The sequence below is a fragment of the Plantactinospora sp. BB1 genome (assembly GCF_003030385.1).
Classification (GTDB): Bacteria; Actinomycetota; Actinomycetes; order Mycobacteriales; family Micromonosporaceae; genus Plantactinospora.
Genome location: NZ_CP028159.1, coordinates 1,409,365 through 1,426,666 on the forward strand (window position 1 = coordinate 1,409,365; position 17,302 = coordinate 1,426,666).

Consider the following 17,302-nt stretch of genomic DNA (forward strand, 5'->3'; position numbering starts at 1 on the left):
CGGGGGCGGTCAGCTCTGCGCTGCCGCCATCCGCTGGCGCAGGCTCAGCGGGCGCATGTCGGTCCAGACCTCGCCGATCCGGGCGAGGCAGTCGGCACGCGGGCCCTCGGTGCCCTCGGCGTGCCAGCCCGCCGGCAGATCCCGGTCGGCGGGCCAGATGGAGTACTGCTCCTCGTCGTTGCGGACCACCCGGTACACCCGGTCGTCGGTCTGCTCGTCAGCCATTGGAACTCCTTGTGGTTGGTCGAGGCTCCGGCCGGGGCCGGATCACCTGGGATAGGCGGTGCCGCCGGTGGCGGGCAGGAAGTCGTCGACGCGGATGCCGAGGCCCCGCTCGACGGCGGCGGCCCGGACGAACTCCGCGAGGGCGATGTCCAAGGCGCCGAGGCCGAACGGCGAGAAGACCACCATCCGGCCGGGATCGCGGCGGAAGCCGCCGGTGCCGCGCAGGATCTGACCGATCGGCGCGTCGATGAAGTCGCGGTGCCCGACCTGCTGTTCGGTCAGGTGCAGCGAGGTCCGTTCCCGGCAGACGTGGTCGGCGTCGTCGACCACGTTCTGGCTGGCCAGGATCGTCGCCGGGGTCAGGTCGCGCAGCGAGACGTGCAGCACGAGCGTGCCGGGGCGGGCCGGGCCGAGGTCGAGGTGCGGCTCGGCCGCCGTGGTGGCGATCGAGACCAGGTCGTGCGCCGCGACGGCCCGGCCGGCGTCGGCGGCCAGCGTCACGTGCAGGGTCGGCGAGAGGTCCGCGCACTGCCGGGCGAACGCCGCCGCCCGGGTGCAGTCGCTGTCGAAGAGGGTCACCTCGGTCAGCGTCGGCAGCGCGGCGAGCAGGAAGCGCAGCACCTCGAGGTTGATCACGCCGCAGCCGATCAGCGTCACCCCGCTCGGCCCGGGCTCGCGGACCAGCAGCCGGGCCGCCAGCGCCGCACTGGCCGCGGTCCGCTTGGCGGAGATCACCGAGCCTTCGAGCAGCGCCGTCGGCGCTCCGGTGTCCAGGTCGTTGATCACGATCGAGGCGCTGGCCCGGGCCAGCCCGGAGGCGATGTTCCCCGGCCAGGAGGCGATCCACTTCATCCCGGCGGCCGGCGACTTCCCGCCGACGTACGCGGGCAGCCCGATGATCCGGTTGCGCGGCTGGTCGGGAAAGCGGAGAAAGATCGAGTGCGGTACCGCGGTGGCACCCTCGTCGTGCAACCGGTACGCCTCGCCGACCAGCTCGATCAGCGCGAGTTCGCGCTCGGCGAGGATCTGCCGCACGTCGTCATGTCGAAGGATCAGCATCAGGCCTGATCACCCACCGGAGGCTTCCTTCCAGAGGTGCGAAACTTCACCGAAGCGGCTCCGTACCCAGTCGTCGGAATAGATCGTGTCGAGGTAGCGGTCGCCACCGTCGGGGAAGATGAGCACGCACTTCGCGTCCTCGGGGATGCTCGCAACGCGCCGCTCCAGGGCCGCCACGGTGGCCCCGGAGGAGCCGCCGGCCAGGATCGCCTCCCGGGCGGTGAGCCGGCGGCAGGCGGCGACGCACTCCAGGTCGGTCACGTGGATGACCTCGTCGGCGGCGTCCGGGTCGAAGAGTCCCGGCCGTAGCGACGCGCCGTGCCCGGGCAGCAGCCGCTCGATCGGCTGCTGCCCCTCGAAGATCATGCTGCCGACCGCGTCGACCGCGACGATCTTCGTGTTCAGGCCGTGCTGCCGGACGTAGTCCGCGCAACCGCGCAGGGTGCCGCAGGAGCTGACCGCGCAGAACAGGTAGTCGACGGAACCGTCGAGCGCCTCGACGATCTCGGTCATCGTCTGCCGGTGCGCGACCGGGTTGAGCGGGTTCGCGTACTGGTTGGGCCAGAACGCGTGCGGGGTGTTCGAGACCAGTTCGCGGACCCGGCGTACCCGCACCGGCAGGTACTCGCCGCTGTCCGGATCGGGCCGGTTCACCACCTCGACCGACGCCTGGTACGCCCGCAGTATCGCGAGGTTCTGTTCGGTCGTCTTCGCGTCCACGACACAGACGAACCGGAGCCCGAAATACCGGCAGATCTGGGCGAGCCCGACGGCCAGGTTTCCCGAGCTCGACTCGACCACCACCGACCGGCCCGGCTGGAGTTCGCCACTGCGAATTTTCTCCAACAGCATGCTCAGCGCGGTCCGGTCCTTGACGCTGCCGCCGGGATTGAAGCGCTCCAGCTTGGCGAACACCTTGATTCGAGAATCGGGGACCAGGCGTTCGAGTTCCACCAGGGGTGTGTTCCCGACGGCCGCGAGGATGCCCTTCAGCGCGTGCGGTGAACCTTTTTCAACCTCCCCTTGAGGTTGGTCGTGGCCGCCGGTGAGAGCCGGCGTGCAGGCGCCGTGCTCTCCAGGTCGTAAAAGGTCCATTGGCACGGCTTTCCCTTCGCGGGTCAGTTACGTTCCCCGGAAACGTCACCCCAGGTGCCGTTCCCACGGTTGGCGCCGGCCTGCTTTCTCGGCTCCTAGTCATCCTGCGACCCGCGGCTATACCAGCCCCATATCGAAACTATCTTCGAAAACGAACCGGGCTCCGCCACCTGAGAAAACAGGTGACGGAGCCCGGAAAGGGTCCGATGTGGGCGGTTATTCGCGTACGCCGGCCAGCTCGACCGCGCCGGACCGGAAGGCGAGCCGGACCGGCACCACCGCACCGAGTACGGCCAGCGCGGCGCTGACCACCGTGATCACCGCGACGGTGCCCCACGGCACGCTGACCGGGGTCGCCCCGACGAGCTGCCCCAGGGCGAGCCGCAGCCCGGCCAGGTTCACCGCCGACGCCCCGACCGCGAGCAGCACCCCGACGCCGGCCACCAGCAGCGACTCGGCGGCGAAGACCCGGAGCACCTGTCGCGGGGTGGCGCCGGCCAGCCGCAGGATCGCCAGGTCCCGGAGCCGGTCCGAGGTCGCCATCACCAGCGTGTTGACGATGGCGATGAGGCAGAAGACGATCGCGATGCCGAGCACCAGCAGCATGCCCAGGGTGCTGGCCTGGCTGTTCTCGCTGCTCTCCTCGCCGAGCCAGTCCTCCGCCGCGACCGCCCGGGCACCCAGCCCGGCGGTGGCGCTGCCCAGCGCCGACCGGACGGCCGCCGGGTCGGTGCCGTCCTGCACCGAGACGTAGACCCGGCGGGCCAGGCCGGTGAAGGCGTACCTGGCGGTGCCGGCGTACTTCGTGCTCAGGTAGGCGACGTCGTTGCTGCCCGAGGTGGTGTCGAGCACCGCCACCACCCGCAGCGGCACGCTGCTGCCGTCGGCCATGAAGACCTCGACGGTCTCGCCGACCCCCACTCCCCAGTCGTCGTTGACGATGATGGTGTCGTCGCGCAGCTCGGCCGGGTTGCCCTCGTCGACAGGCAGGCTCAGGGTGCCCGACAGCGCCGCCGGGTCGACGGCCAGCGCCTCGTAGTCGGCGAGCCGGGCGTCGTCCCGGACGTACACCATGGTCGGCAGCGCGGCGACCACGTCGACGCCGGGGATGGCCCGCACCCGCTCGGTGACCGCCTCGTTGACCCCGGGCGTACCGTCCGGGGTGACCACGAAGTCGGCGGTGACCTGGTTGCGCCGGCCGCTGTCCTTGGCCCGGTCGATGGTGGCGGCGGCGCCGAGCAGCGAGATGGAGAGCCCGACGGTGAGCAGCACCGGCGCGGCGGTGGCCGCGGTGCGCCGCACCGAGGTCAGCGCGCTCTCCCGGACCAGCATCCCGGCGGCACCGCGGAGCCGGCCGAGCGGCCAGGTGATCAGTCGGGCGATCGGCTTGACCACCACCGGGGCGAGCAGCGCGAAGGCGAGGATCGGCAGCATCAGCACCCCGATGTACCGGGTCGGCACCATCACCATGCCCGGGTTCACCACCGCCACCCAGCCGATGGTGACCAGTCCGAAGGCGAGCGCGAGCAGGCCGTAGAGCCACCGGCCGGAGGTCATGGTGCGGGAGTCGACGGCGGCGTCCCGGAGCGCCTCGATCGGGCGTACGTCACCGGCCCGGCGGGACGCCGCCCAGACCCCGGCCAGCGCCACTCCCAGCCCCACGCAGAAGGCGATCAGCAGCGGCACCCAGACCGCCGGCCCGGTGGAGAACCCGACGGTGAACCACGGCGGGGCGAGCCCGAGGTCGACCATCCAGCCGGCGAGCAGCGGCGCGACGGCGAGCCCGAGGGCGCAGCCGGCGATCGCGGAGGCGAGCCCGACCACGAACGCCTCGGTGAGCACCATCCGGCGTACCTGCCGGGGCGTGGCGCCGACCGTGCGGAGCAGGGCGATCTCCCGGCGCCGCTGGGCGACCGCGAAGGCGAAGGTCGAGGCGACCAGGAAGATCGAGACGAAGCCGGCGACCACGGCGGTGATCGGCAGCAGCGTCTGGGTGTTGTCGATCGCCTCCCGGTCGGCGTTGTAGCTCGGGTCGAGCACGTTGCGCCGCTGACCGGTGAGCACCTCGGCGTCCCCGCCGACGGCCTGGCGTACCGCCTCCGGCGCCCCGTAGGCGACCAGCGCCTCGACCCGGGGCGAGAGCCGGGCCGCCTCGGCGTCGGTGAAGAAGACCGCGGACTCGAAGTCGGCCGGCGCCGTCACCCCGGCGACGGTGTAGTCGCGTGGCCCGCCGGTGGTGAAGACGGTGACCCGCTCGCCCGGCCTGGCACCGCCGCTCGGCACCACGACCTCGGTGTCGGCCTGTGGCGGCCGGCCGGCGGCCAGCGCGTACGGCGCGAACTCGGCGCTGGACCAGCCGTGCCCGACCTGGTCGTCGGGGCCGCCGGCGAGCTGGGCGTAGAAGTTGCGGACCGGTACCGTCCGGCCCAGCGCGCCGACCTCGGCGGCCAGCGCGTCGGAGATGCCCCGGGCCTGGATCAGCGAGCGGCTGCCCGGATCGTGCCGGGCCGGATCCCACTCCGGGTCGAGCGCGGCGACCACCACCGGGGCGGCGGCGAACCGCTGCGGCGCCCGCTCGGGCAGCCCCAGGGTGGCGCCGATCTCCAGCCCCATCGCGGCGATCATGCCGGCGCCCAGGGTCAGCGCGACGAAGGTACCGACGAACGCGGCCCAGCGCACCCGCAGGGTCTGCAACGCGATGCTCAGCACGCGCCGACCTCCATGCGCGTCATCCGGGCGGCGATCGTCTCCGCCGTCGGGTTGACCAGCTCACCGGCGAGCACCCCGTCGGCGAGGAAGACCACCCGGTCCGCGTTGGCGGCGGTCACCGGGTCGTGCGTGACCATCACGATGGTCTGCTGGTGCCGGTCGACCAGGCCGCGCAGCAGCGCCAGCACCTCCCGGCTGGTGCTGGTGTCCAGCGCACCGGTCGGCTCGTCGGCGAAGAGCACCGCCGGCTTCGTGACCAGGGCGCGGGCGATCGCGACCCGCTGCTGCTGACCGCCGGAGAGCTGCGCCGGCCGGTGCCCGCCCCGGTTGCCGAGCCCCACCTCGGCGAGTACCTCCGCCACCTCGGACCGGCTCGGCTTGCGGCCGGCCAGCCGCAGCGGCAGCGCCACGTTCTGCTCGGCGGTCAGCGACGGCAGCAGGTTGAAGGCCTGGAAGACGAAGCCGATCTTGTCCCGCCGGAGCAGCGTCAGCGCGGTCTCGCTCAGCCCGGTCAGGTCGGTGCCGCCGATCACCACCCGGCCGCCGGTCGGCCGGTCCAGCCCGGCCGCGCACTGTAGGAGGGTCGACTTGCCCGAGCCGGACGGCCCCATGATCGCCGTGAAGCTTCCGGCCCGCAGGTCGAGCGACACGCCTCTCAGGGCGGCCACCTCGTTCTGACCCGAACCGTACGTCTTGCTCAGCGACTCCAGCCGCACAGCCTGCTCCATAGCGAGCATCCAATCACTGATCGTTAGATCGACACATGAGATACCACCCTGAGAACCCCCGGACCGGCGACCCTGAGGTGTCCCGGGTTTCGGGCGGTTCCCCCCGGGATTCGGGTGTTCCCCGGTTCACTGCCCGGGCGAGACGCCGCCGGTACCCAACGCGAGCAGTTGTTCCAGTTGTGCGCTGTCGACAAGGGAGACCCGGTCGATCCGGCGCGTCGGGTCGGCGGTAGCCGCCTCCAGCAGCCGGCGGTAGTGCCCGGTAAGCCGCTCTATGGTCGCACCGTCGAACAAATCCGTGTTGTACCGGAAGGCACCGGTGAATGAATCCTCCGCCTGGCGCAGCTCCACGTTGAGGTCGAACTGCCCCTCCAGCTGCGGTACGTCGAACGCGGCCAGCCGAAGCCCCCGGTAGGAGATCTCCGGGCCGACGGCGGCGCCCTCCGGCACCAGCGGCAGCGGCGGGTCCAGCCGGTCCGCCGCGACCATCGTGAAAGCGATTCGGAACAGCGGCGACCGGGTGCTGCCCCGGGCCCCGCCGAGCATCCGGTCCAGCAGCGGGAACGGGTAGCCGACGTGGGCCAGTCCGGAGAGGAGTTCCCGGTGTGCCGCCGCCACCGCGTCGGCGAAGGTGGCCCCGGTGGCGAACGACGAACGCAACACCAGGGTGTTGACCAGGTAGCCGACCACCTCCCGCAGCCCCCGGCCGTGCCGGGTCGCCACCGGGCAGCCGACCGCGAAGTCGTCCTGGCCGCCGTACCGGTACAGGGTGGCCTGGAAGACCCCGAGCAGGAAGGCGAACGGGGTCACCCCGGCCGCCGAGGCCGCCGCCCGGACCCGGGCCGTCAGCTCGTCGGGGAGCCGCAGGTGGTAGGTCGCCCCGTCGAAGGTCTGCCGCTCCGGTCGGGGCCGGTCGACCGGGATCGCCCCGGCCGACACGCCGGTGCAGCGGTTCCGCCAGTACCGTTCCAGCCGCTCCCGTCGGGCCGAGTCGAGGAGTACCCGCTCCGCCTCGACGTAGTCCAGGAAGCTGCCGGTCAGCGGCGCCCAGTCCGGGGCGCCACCGGCCGCGATCCCCTGGTATCCAGCCAGCAGGTCCCGCAGCAGCAGCCACTGCGAGGTGGCGTCGCTGATGATGTGGTGGGTGACCACGACCAGGGCGGCGTCCTCGGCGGAGCGGCGCAGCAGCACCACCCGGAAGACGTCGCCGGCACCGAGCCGGAACGGCACCTCGCCGACCGACCGGGCCAGCCCGAGCAGCGCCTCGTCGGTGCGGCCCGGAACGTCCCGGACCTCCAGCCACCGGGAGCCGTCCGCCGGCCCGGCACCGGCCGGCGGAACGAACTGCCGGGGTACCCCGTCGACCTCGGCGAAGGCCGTGCCGAGCACCGGGTGCCGGGCCACCAGCGCGCCGACCGCCCGGCCCAGCGCCGCGACGTCCAGCGCGGACCGGACCCGGACCGCGAGGGTGATGTTGTACGCCGGGCTCTCCGGCGCGAGCTGGTAGAGGAACCAGAGCGCCTCCTGCCCGACCGAGAGTGGATGGCCGGGGCCGGACAGCGGACCGGCCGGCCCGGCCGCCGACTCGTCCGAGCGGATGCCCTGCACGGTCATCCCCGGGCGCCCAGCACGCCGTGCAGGTGCTTGGCGAGGGCGTTGACGCTCGGGTGGTCCCAGGCCATCGTGGGCTCCACCTCGATGTCGAACCGCTCCTCCACGTCCCCGCTCAGGGTCATCGCGTATACCGAGTCGAGGCCGATCTCGACCAGCGGGGCGTCGGCGTCGATCTCCTCGGCCGACCGTTGCAGATAGAAGGCGATCCGGCCGACCAGCCAGCTACGGATGGCGTCGACGGAGGTGTCTTGGATGGTTCCGGACATGGTGCACTCCTTTGGCGTACGGACGGAGACGGTCAGCCGGCGAGACGCCGGTTGACGAGATCGAAGCCGCGGTTGTCCTGGTACCGCTCCAGCAGCTCGACGAAGAGGTGCCGCTCCAGCCCGTCCGGTGCCGCGCCCGGGTCGAGGCCCAGCCGTCCGGCGAGCCGGGTCAGCGCGGCGAGCAGCCACGGGGTGTCCCGCAGGAACGGGTCGTCCTGGTTGTGCCGCCACACCCCGAGGCAGGCGGCGGCGGCCAGCACCGTCGTGTACCGGTCGGTCAGCTCGAAGCTGCGCCGGCCGGCGATCACGGTACGGTCCCGGGGCGGCAGGTCGGCGCAGATCTCGGCGAGTCGGTCGAGTTCGGCGGTGAAGAGCCCGCAGAGCCGGGCGAGGGCCGGCTCGGCACCCGGTTCGGCGCCGTGTTCCCGGAGCGTGCCGGCCAGGCTGTCCACCCCCCGGGCGGAGAGCCCGAGAGCGCCGAAGTCCAGCGGCGGCAACGATCCGCCGAGCCGGAACAGCTCCGGCGGCGGTGCCGGCGACGAGCGCCAGCCCTGCTGGGCCAGCCGGGGCAGTTGCGGGATGATCGTCGCCTGGCAGACCGCCGCGCTGGCGTGGGTGAGCGTCGCGGCGAGCAGGTCCCGCAGGTTCTTCTGGAAGATCGCGTACGGGCCGTCCCGCAGGTACGACCGGGCACCCAGCACCACCGAGAGCCGGTGCACCGCCTCCTGCAACATCTTCGGCACCAGGTATTTCACGGCGGCGCTGTAGACACTGGTCTGCCCCGGCAGCACGTGCAGGGCCCGGGCCACCACGGTGGCCAGACAGTCGCTGATCAGCAGGTCCAGGAAGGCGTCGACCAGGGTGGTCCGGGCGTGCGGCAGCTCGGCCACCGGCAGCCCGTACAGCCGGCGGTCGAGGGCGAACCGCAGCACCGTACGCAGTTGGGTGTCGACGATCCCGACCGCCATCCCGGGCAGTACGCCCCGGGTCACCTGGAAGGCCCGCAGCACCGTCTCCATCGCGCCGCCGGGTTCGCCGACGACCGCGTCGGCCGGCACCGGGCAGCCGTCGAACTCCAGCCCGCCGAGCAGCACCCCGCGCACCCCGGCGGTGCGGTAGCGGCGCAACTGCCGCAGGTGCTCCGCCGGCAGCGCGGCCATGTCCAGCAGCAGATGTGAGTGGCTGCGGCTGCCCGGCCGGTCGTCGGTGCGGGCGAAGAGCGTCACCGCGTCCGCCCGGCTCAGGTTGCCGACCATCTCCTTGCGACCGGTCACCAGGAAGCGGTCGCCGTCGGGCCGGGCCCGCAGCTCGGCCCGGCCGAAGTCGGTGCCGTGCGCCAGTTCGTTGTAGCCGGCCGACGCCTTCCCGTGCCGCAGCAGCAGGTCGGCCATCCAGCGCCGCTGCCGGGCGGTGCCGTCGGTCCAGACCGGGGTGGCGGCGATGAAGGTGGTGACCCCGTAGCCGACCCCGAGGGTGGTGTCCCGGCGGAACACCGCGCGCAGCACCTGGGCCAGCCGGTCGGCCCGGTCGAACCGGCCGCCGAGGGCCCGGGGCACGAACTCGGCGTTCAGCCCGTACCCGTCGAGCGCCCGCTCGCCGTCGGCGAGCAGTTCGCCGCGCTCGTCGGCGGCGAGCAGCGCCGGATAGCCGACCGGGTTCGTCGGATCGTGCGGATTCCCGAGGTACGTCTCCAGGTCCGGGTCGGCGTCGGGAGCCGGGACCGGGCCGGTGACGCGGGCGGTGTCGACGCTCATCGGGCTGCCACCTCGGAAAGCTCTGCGGCCGGCTCGGCGGAGCGCGCCGCGGGCTCGGACGTCTGCGGACCCGCCTCGGCGAGCCGGGCCGGGAGCAGGGAGAAGAGCCGGCCCTCGCGGTGCTGGGCCCGCAGGTCCGGCAGCAGCCGGTCGTAGTCCTCGCCGTCGTCGGGCTCGGAGCCGGTCCCGTCGGCCGGGCGGAGCTGCCCGATCAGCCGGTGCAGGCAGGCGCGCAGCCAGCGGGCGTCCGCCCAGAGCGGGGCGGTCGGGCCGTCGGCGAGCCAGTGCCGGTTGCGCAGCCAGAGTTGCAGGCAGGCGGCGGCGGCGAAGGCGAGCGCGTACTCGCCGGCCATCGCGAACGCCTCGGCCGGCACCTGCCGGGGCTGCGGCCGGTACGCGGCCATCCGCTCGTGCAGCCCGTCGACCAGCCCGGCCAGCGTCTCGGCCTGGCCGGCCAGCGCCTGCGGGGCGATGCCGGCGTCGACGAGTTCCAGTACCTCGGCGACGGCGACCGGCAACCGCTGCACCACGCTGCACCCGGTCCGGGAGAGCAGTGCCAGCCGGCTCCGGTCGAAGTCGGGCAGCGGCCGGGCCAGCTCGACGGTGTCGGCCAGCCCGGGGTCGACCACGCCCCGCCGGTAGCCGCGTACCAGGCCCGGGAACTGGTTGACCAGGGTGTTCAGGTTGACCAGGGTGTTGCCGTCGAAGATGCCGACGATCCGGTGGTCGCGTTCGATCTTCTGGAACAGCCCGTCGGCGTGGTCGGCGGTGAGCAGGGCGCGGGCCCCGAGCACCTGGCCCAGCCTCGGGATGGTCCGGTCCATCATCGTCGGCACCAGGTATTTGGCGACCGCCGAGGTGACGCTCAGCTCGCCGGGGGTGGCGTGGATGCCGCGCGCGGTCAGCATGCTGGTGGCCTCGCCGATCAGCAGGTCGACGTACGCCTCGGTGAGGGTGCGGTTCGCGTGCGGCAGGTCGACCAGCGGCCGGTCGTAGAGCCGGTGCGCGGTGGCGAAGTCGAGGACCAGCCGCAGCGCCTGGTCGGCCAGGCCGAGCGACATCGCCGCGCACATGGTGCGGGTGAGCTGGACGCTCTTCAGCACGATCTCCGGGCCGGCGCCGGTCGAGCCGACCAGTGCGTCGGCCGGCACCTCGGCGCCGGTGAAGGCGATCCCGCTGATGTCCGCCCCGCGTACCCCGTGGGTGCGCTCCTTGGGCAGGCAGCGGAAGGTGCCGGGGGCGAGCCGCCGCTTGTCCACCATCAACAGGCTGAAGCCCCGGGTGCCGCCGGCCGGTTCGGTCCGGGCGAGTACGCAGACCACGTCCCCCCGGCTGGCGTTGTTGATCAGCCACTTCTCGCCGTCGACCCGGTAGCCGTCCCCGGTCGGCACCGCCGACACCTCACCGGCGAGCAGGTCGCTGCCGTGCTCCCGCTCGGTCAGCGCCAGCGAGATCACGCTGCCGGCGAGCACCTCGGCACCGACCCGGCGGGCCTGCTCCGGGGTGGCGCCGACCCAGGCCGAGACGGCACCGAGGTAGGTCTTGCCGTGCCCGATCGCGACGGTCAGGTCCCGGCGGGCCAGGATCCGTACCGCGTGCAGCAGCTCCTCGTAGTCGCGCAGCTCGCCGCCGAACTCGGCCGGCACGTACCAGCGGGGCAGGCCGAGCCGGTCCAGCTCGGCGCAGATCTCGGCCGGGAACTCCTCCCGGGCGTCCAGCGCGACGCAGCGGGCGAACGAGGCCGGCCGGTCCGGGTCGTGCGGGTCGCCGAGGCCGTGGTCGAGATGCTCGGCGAGGGCGAAGGCCGGATAGCGCATCCCGGTCACCCCCGCCCGGCCGGCACCGGCTGCGCGGCCCGCCCGGCCCGGTAGCGGTCCCGGACCTCCGGATCGAGATCCTCGTACGTCGCGTCCAGCACGCCGGAGACGAAGAGTTCCCGCATCATGGTGCGCTGGATCTTTCCGCTGGTGGTACGCCGGACCTGACCGACCCGGACGAAGACGACGTTCGCCACCCGGAGCCCGAGGATCCGGCTCAGCGTCGACTTGACCGCAGCGGCCAGCCCGGCGATCTCGGCGGCGTCCCGGGCCCGGGTGCGCAGCTCCTGGACCACCACGATCTCCTCCCGGGGCGCCGGCACCGAGAAGACCGCGCAGGGCAGCCCGGCGAACGCCTCGGCGACCTCCCGGACCTCCCGCTCCACGTCGTGCGGGTAGAGGTTGCGGCCGTGCACGATCATCATTTCCTTGATCCGGCCGGTGACGTACAGCTCGCCGTCGTCGAGGGTGCCGAGGTCACCGGTACGCAGGAAGCCGCCGTCGCCGTCCGCGGTCACCGCGCCGAAGGCCCGCCGGGTCGCCTCCGGGTCCCCCCAGTAGCCCCGGGTCACGCTGCCGCCCCGGATCCACACCTCGCCGACCCGGCCGTCCGGCAGCACCGTGGAGGTGCCGGGGTCGATGATCCGTACGTCCAGCGCGTTGACCCGGCCGCTGCCGACCAGGGCCAGCCCGGAGGGCGTACCGGCGGGCAGCGGGGTGAAGACGTCCCGGGCCAGCTCGGCGGGGTCGACGTACGCCGTCACCGGGGCACCGGCCGGGCGGGCCCCGGTGACGCAGAGCGTCGCCTCGGCCAGCCCGTACGTCGGCAGGAACGACTCGTAGCGGAAACCGGCCGGGGCGAACCGGGCGGCGAACCGCTCCAGGGTGGCCGGGTCGATCGGCTCGGCGCCGTTGCAGGCGTACCGCCAGCGGGACAGGTCCAGCGCGGCGACCTGCTCGTCGGTGAGCAGCCGGGCGCAGAGGTCGTACGCGAAGTTCGGCGCGCAGGCCACCTCGGCGCCGTACCGATCGATCGCCTCCAGCCACAGCTGCGGCCGCTTGAGGAAGTCGTTGGGCCGGATCAGCACGGCGGTGCTGCCGAGATAGAGCGGCGCGATCAGCATCGCGATCAGGCCCATGTCGTGATAGAGCGGCAGCCAGCTACAGAACCGGGTCTGGTCGGTCCAGCCGAGGGTGCGGTGCACCGAGCCGATGTTGTGCAGCACGTTGCCGTGGGTGACCATCACGCCCTTCGGGTCGCTGGTCGAGCCCGAGGTGTACTGGAGGAACGCGATGTCGTCGGGGCGGGCCGGATAGGGCCGCCACCGGTCGTCGGTCGCCGGCCCGGCGGCGTCGGTCGGTCCGGCCGACCCCGCGCCGTCGGTCGGGTCCGCCGCGCCGCCGCCCCCACCCGGGGCGTCCAGGTCGGTCGCCGCGAAGGCCAGGTGGTCCAGTCCCTCCTGGAGCATCCAGTCGTCGACCGCGCCCAGGTTTGCCGGATCGGTCAGCACCACCGCCACGTCCGCGTTCCGGGCGATCGCGCTGGTCCGGTCGGCGTGGTGCCGGTAGTTCGCCGGCAGCGGCACCGGCACCGGGATCACGCCCGCGTAGAGGCAGCCGAGGAAGCCGGCCACGAACTCCAACCCGGTCGGATACAGCAGCAGCGCGCGGTCACCCGGCCGGCACCGCCGGCCCAGCCAGGCCGCCGTCGACCGGGCCGCCCGGTCGAGTTCGGCGTACGTCAGGGACGTCTCGACGAACCGCTCCCCCGCACCACGGCAGAACACCACCGCCTGCCGTTCCGGCGATCCGGCCACGTTGTGCCGGACCGCCTCGACGATGCTTCCCTTGGACACGTTTGTTTCCCCGGCTTCTCCGCACGGCGTCCACCGCGCCATCGGCGTTTCCGTGGCAGACCGTACGATCGACGTCCATATTCGGGCTATATCAACGGGCTCAGCCGCAGCCGCCGGCATGCCCCTCGTCGGTCCGGCCCGGCGTACCCACCAGCACCGGCTCCGGTGCCGCCCCCTCACCGTTCCCCGGCACCTGCGGCGGCTCGGCGGGACGGGGCTTCGCGGGACGGCGCTTGGCGGCGACCGAGGCGGCGAACGCGGCCAGCCGGTCCACCCCCCAGAACCGGTCGAAGCCGTGTACGAAGAACGGCACCCCGAACACGCCGTCGCGGTAGATGTCGAGCAGCGCCCCGACGCCCTGGCGACGTACCTCCGGATCGTCCGCCGCCCCGGAGACCTCGGCCGGGTCGAGCCCCAGCTCGGCGGCGATCTCGGCGACCGTGGACCGGTCGCAGATGTTCCGACCCTCCTCCCACCTGGCCCGGTACGCCCGTTCCAGGTAGGCCGGTCCGGCACCGTGCCGCGCCGCCACCAGGTAGCCGAGGTGCGGGATCTCCCAGACCGGCTCCCGGTCGACCGGCCAGCTGAACGTCAGCCCGCGCTCGGCGGTGAGCCGCCGGACGTCCTGGAGCACGTAGAGGTGCTTGGCCCGGGACATCGCGGTGTAGACGAACTCGCCGCCGGCCTCGGCGAGCAGCCGCGAACTCTGCTCGTCCGGCTCCCAGAACGGCACCCAGTCCAACTCGGACACCAGCTCCGGATACCGCTGGTGCAGGTCCCGGTAGGCGAGCCAGGAGTACGGGCTGCGCAGGCTGAAGTAGAACCGTGGGGTGCGGCGCACCGCCATGGGAAACTCCTCGGGTGCTTCGGGGCGGGCGCGCTACAGCGCGATGCCGCCGTCGACTTGGAAGACCTGGCCGGTGACGTAGGAGGCCCGGTCCGAGACGAGGAAGCCGACCAGGTCGGCGGTCTCCTCCGCCCGGCCGAACCGGCCCAGCGGGATCCGGCCCAGCATCTCCTTGGTGACCGCCGGCGGCAGCCCCGCGGTCATGTCGGTCTCGATGAAGCCGGGTGCGACGACGTTGGCGCGGATGCCGTACCGGCCCATCTCCTTGGCCAGCGCCTTGGTGAAGCCGATGATCCCGGCCTTGGACGCCGAGTAGTTGGTCTGCCCGGCGTTGCCGGCCACCCCGGCCACCGAGGAGAGCGTCACCACCGCGCCGCGCCGCCGCTTCATCATCGCGAAGACCGCGGACCGGCACACCGTGTAGGTGCCGTCCAGGTTGGTCCGCAGCACGCTGTGCCACTCGTCCTCGCCCATCAGCACCAGCGGCCGGTCCCGGGTCACCCCGGCGACGGTCACCACCGCGTCGATCGGGCCCAGCTCGTCCTCGGTGGCGGAGACGAAGTCGCGTACCTGCGCCAGGTCCACCACGTCGACCTGCCGGGTCAGTACCCGGGCCCCGGCCTCGCGGGCCGCCTTGGCCGCCAGTTCCGCCGCCTCCGCGTTGGCCTGGAAGCAGAAGGCCACGTCGAAGCCGTCGGCGGCCAGTCGGCTCACCACCGCCCGGCCGATGCCCCGGGATCCGCCGCTGACCAGCGCGACCCGTCGCTCGTTCTCGCTCATGTCGCTCCTCACACCCCGACCGGGGTCGGGCCGGCCGGGCGCAGCGCGTCCAGCGGGCGCAGGGTCTGCACGAACTGGCCGAGCCGCATCACCGGCTCGCCGCCGACCACGGTCTCGCCCTCGAGGATCACCGTCTCGCCGATGACCTTGACCAGCCGGACCCGGTGTTCGAGGACGTCCCCGGGGTAGACCGGGTTGCCGAAGGTGACGTTGCTGATCGACCCGGCCAGCACCACCTTCCCGGCCAGCACGTCCGGGTTGGGGGTCTCCCAGCTCGCCAGCAGCACCGCCGCCTGGGCCCAGGACTCGACGATCAACGTCCCCGGGTACGCGTAGTCGCGGTCCACGGACGTCTCGTCGAGCAGTTCGTAGCAGGCCTCGCTACAGGTCACCGCCTTGAGCGCGGCCAGCCGCTCACCCGGCACCAGCTCGACCACCCGGTCGAGCAGCAGGATCGGATACCGCTGGGGTATCACCTTCCTGATCCCGGCAACCCCGATCATCGGTTCTCCTCGAAGCGGTAGCGCAGGCGCAGGTCGGCGGCCGGACCGCGCCCCGTGTTGATCTTGGCTGTGCAGCGCAGTTCCGGCCCGGCCCAGGAGAACTTCGCCTCGATCCGCAGTTCGTCGCCGGGCGCGACCGGGCTGAGGAAACGGCACCGGTCCATCGCGGCCAGCTCGGGGCGGCGACCCTCGCCCAGCGCCGCCCGTACGGTCTGGCCGACCAGTTCGACCACGTACACCCCGGGCAGCACCGGAAAGCCCGGGAAGTGCCCGGTGAAGACCGGGTCGCCGGGATCCACCTTCGCGGTCGAGACCGCCGAGGAGTCGTCGGCCTCGACCAGTTCCACCAGGTCCGCCAGGGGCGCGCAGCGCGGCGTCACGAGCCGCCCCGCAGCTTGCCGTCGAGGAGCTGGTAGGTGCTGTCCAGCGTGCTGACCGCGATCAGCTCGCTCTCCTCCATCTTGACGCCGTACCGCTTCTCCAGCCGGACGGTGATCTCCAGGGCCATCAGGGAGTCCACCTCCAGGTCGTTGACGAAGTGCGCGTCGTCGGTGACGTCGGAGAGGTCGACGTCGATGGTGTCGGCGATGAGCTGCCGGAGGTCTTCCTTGTCGAGCCTCGTGGTGAGCTGGTCAGACATGACTTTCCGTCCTTTCGGTGTGGATCTCGTGGTCCTCGGAGTGGGCGTCCTCGCCCGGGGATGGCTCGGCGAGCACGGACTCGACGACGCCGAGCTGGTAGTCGCCGGAGCGGAAGCCGGGATGGCGCAGCAGCCGGCGGTGGAAGCCGACGTTCGTGGTCACCCCCGCCGACCGGTACTCGGCCAGCGCCCGGTCCAGCCGGCGCAGCGCCTCCTCCCGGGTGGCGCCGTGCGTGACGACCTTGGCCAGCAGCGAGTCGTAGAACGGCGGTACGACGTAGCCGTCGTAGAGGTGGCTGTCCACCCGTACGCCGGGACCGGCCGGCATCCGCAGCCCGTGCAGCCGGCCGGTCGAACCGGCCCAGTCCCGGTCGACGTCCTCGGCGTTGATCCGCGCCTCGATCGAGTGCCCCTCGAACCGGACGTCGGACTGGGTCAGGTCCAGCCGTTCCCCGGCGGCGATCCGGATCATCCAGGCGACGATGTCGATCCCGGTACGTACCTCGGTGATCGGGTGCTCGACCTGGAGCCGGGTGTTCATCTCCATGAAGTACGCCGCACCGTCCGGCGCGACCAGGAACTCGAAGGTGCCGGCGCTGACGTAGCCGATGTCCCGGGCCCCGGCCACCGCCGCCGCGCAGAGCCGCTCCCGCAGCCCCGGGTCCAGCGCCGGGGACGGGGACTCCTCGACCAGCTTCTGGTGCCGGCGCTGGACCGAGCAGTCCCGCTCGCCGAGGTGCAGCACGGTGCCGTGCGCGTCGGCGAGTATCTGCACCTCGATGTGCCGGGCGGCCGGCAGGTAGCGCTCCAGGTAGACCCGGTCGTCGCCGAAGAGGGTCCGCGCGGCGGACCGGGTCGTCTCGTACGCCAGCGGCAGGTCCTCGGCCTGGTGCACCACCGCGATGCCCCGGCCACCGCCGCCGGCCACCGCCTTGACGATGAGCGGGAAGCCGATCTCGGCGCCGACCGTCACCGCGTCGCCGAGCGAGTCGACGGTGCCGTCCGAGCCGGGCAACACCGGTACCCCGGCGGCCCGCATCGCCGCCCGGGCGGCCACCTTGTCGCCCATCAGCGCGATGTGCTCGGCGGCCGGGCCGACGAAGGTGAGCCCGACGTTGCGGCAGGAGGCGGCGAAGACCGGGTCCTCGGAGACGAAGCCGCAGCCCGGGTGCACCGCGTCGGCGCCGGACTTGGCGGCGGCGTAGAGGATCGCCGGGATGTTGGTGTAGCTGCGGGCGACCGGGCCCGGTCCGATGTGCACCGCCTGGTCGGCGAGCTGCACCGCCAGGCTGTCCCGGTCGGCGGAGGAGTAGACCTGCACGCTCTCCAGGCCGAGGTCGCGGCAGGCGCGGATGATCCGGACGGCGATCTCGCCCCGGTTGCAGATGAGTACCCGGTTGACCATCGTC

General features: G+C 72.8%; 16 protein-coding genes. All 16 read right to left on the reverse strand.

Annotated features, from left to right (window positions below):
- Window positions 1-9: 9 nt before the first annotated feature.
- Window positions 10-225, reverse strand: a complete 216-nt coding sequence (locus tag C6W10_RS05925) for an MbtH family NRPS accessory protein (RefSeq protein ID WP_101365415.1) — start codon at window positions 223-225, stop codon at window positions 10-12.
- 42 nt (window positions 226-267) lie between these two features.
- Window positions 268-1,284, reverse strand: a complete 1,017-nt coding sequence (gene sbnB / locus C6W10_RS05930) for a 2,3-diaminopropionate biosynthesis protein SbnB (RefSeq protein WP_107257171.1) — start codon at window positions 1,282-1,284, stop codon at window positions 268-270.
- A gap of 9 nt (window positions 1,285-1,293) precedes the next feature.
- Window positions 1,294-2,268 carry a 2,3-diaminopropionate biosynthesis protein SbnA gene (sbnA, locus tag C6W10_RS05935; protein ID WP_234361874.1) on the reverse strand — a complete coding sequence of 325 codons (975 nt, stop codon included), beginning with the start codon at window positions 2,266-2,268 and terminating at the stop codon, window positions 1,294-1,296.
- Between the two features lie 327 nt (window positions 2,269-2,595).
- On the reverse strand, window positions 2,596-5,088 hold the full coding sequence (locus C6W10_RS05940) for an FtsX-like permease family protein (protein WP_199853878.1): 2,493 nt from the start codon (window positions 5,086-5,088) through the stop codon (window positions 2,596-2,598).
- Window positions 5,082-5,816 (reverse strand): ABC transporter ATP-binding protein, encoded by a 735-nt coding sequence (locus tag C6W10_RS05945; RefSeq protein ID WP_234361638.1) that lies wholly within the window; start codon window positions 5,814-5,816, stop codon window positions 5,082-5,084. The genes C6W10_RS05940 and C6W10_RS05945 overlap by 7 nt, the downstream gene beginning before the upstream one ends.
- Before the next feature lie 126 nt (window positions 5,817-5,942).
- On the reverse strand, window positions 5,943-7,430 hold the full coding sequence (locus tag C6W10_RS05950) for a condensation domain-containing protein (RefSeq protein WP_107257174.1): 1,488 nt from the start codon (window positions 7,428-7,430) through the stop codon (window positions 5,943-5,945).
- The gene (locus tag C6W10_RS05955; protein ID WP_107257175.1) at window positions 7,427-7,696 is read right to left on the reverse strand and encodes an acyl carrier protein; all 270 of its coding nucleotides are present in this window, start codon (window positions 7,694-7,696) and stop codon (window positions 7,427-7,429) included. Before C6W10_RS05955 ends, C6W10_RS05950 begins: the two co-directional genes overlap by 4 nt.
- Before the next feature lie 32 nt (window positions 7,697-7,728).
- On the reverse strand, window positions 7,729-9,450 hold the full coding sequence (locus C6W10_RS05960; protein WP_107257176.1) for an acyl-CoA dehydrogenase: 1,722 nt from the start codon (window positions 9,448-9,450) through the stop codon (window positions 7,729-7,731).
- Complete coding sequence (locus tag C6W10_RS05965; protein ID WP_107263700.1) at window positions 9,447-11,267, reverse strand: acyl-CoA dehydrogenase family protein; 1,821 nt, start codon at window positions 11,265-11,267, stop codon at window positions 9,447-9,449. Before C6W10_RS05965 ends, C6W10_RS05960 begins: the two co-directional genes overlap by 4 nt.
- 5 nt (window positions 11,268-11,272) lie before the next feature.
- Window positions 11,273-13,123, reverse strand: coding sequence for a fatty acyl-AMP ligase (locus C6W10_RS05970; protein ID WP_159104484.1), 1,851 nt, complete (start codon window positions 13,121-13,123; stop codon window positions 11,273-11,275).
- A 100-nt stretch (window positions 13,124-13,223) separates the two neighbouring features.
- On the reverse strand, window positions 13,224-13,970 hold the full coding sequence (locus tag C6W10_RS05975) for a 2-hydroxychromene-2-carboxylate isomerase (protein WP_107257178.1): 747 nt from the start codon (window positions 13,968-13,970) through the stop codon (window positions 13,224-13,226).
- 33 nt (window positions 13,971-14,003) lie between these two features.
- The gene (gene fabG / locus C6W10_RS05980) at window positions 14,004-14,750 is read right to left on the reverse strand and encodes a 3-oxoacyl-[acyl-carrier-protein] reductase (protein ID WP_107257179.1); all 747 of its coding nucleotides are present in this window, start codon (window positions 14,748-14,750) and stop codon (window positions 14,004-14,006) included.
- Between the two features lie 8 nt (window positions 14,751-14,758).
- The gene (locus C6W10_RS05985) at window positions 14,759-15,253 is read right to left on the reverse strand and encodes a 3-hydroxyacyl-ACP dehydratase FabZ family protein (RefSeq protein WP_107257180.1); all 495 of its coding nucleotides are present in this window, start codon (window positions 15,251-15,253) and stop codon (window positions 14,759-14,761) included.
- Window positions 15,250-15,633 (reverse strand): 3-hydroxyacyl-ACP dehydratase FabZ family protein, encoded by a 384-nt coding sequence (locus C6W10_RS05990; protein ID WP_107257181.1) that lies wholly within the window; start codon window positions 15,631-15,633, stop codon window positions 15,250-15,252. The genes C6W10_RS05985 and C6W10_RS05990 overlap by 4 nt, the downstream gene beginning before the upstream one ends.
- Entirely contained in the window at window positions 15,630-15,893 is a 264-nt protein-coding gene (locus tag C6W10_RS05995; RefSeq protein ID WP_107257182.1) for an acyl carrier protein, read from the reverse strand. Before C6W10_RS05995 ends, C6W10_RS05990 begins: the two co-directional genes overlap by 4 nt.
- Window positions 15,886-17,298, reverse strand: a complete 1,413-nt coding sequence (locus tag C6W10_RS06000; protein ID WP_107263701.1) for an acetyl/propionyl/methylcrotonyl-CoA carboxylase subunit alpha — start codon at window positions 17,296-17,298, stop codon at window positions 15,886-15,888. Before C6W10_RS06000 ends, C6W10_RS05995 begins: the two co-directional genes overlap by 8 nt.
- Window positions 17,299-17,302: the final 4 nt, after the last annotated feature.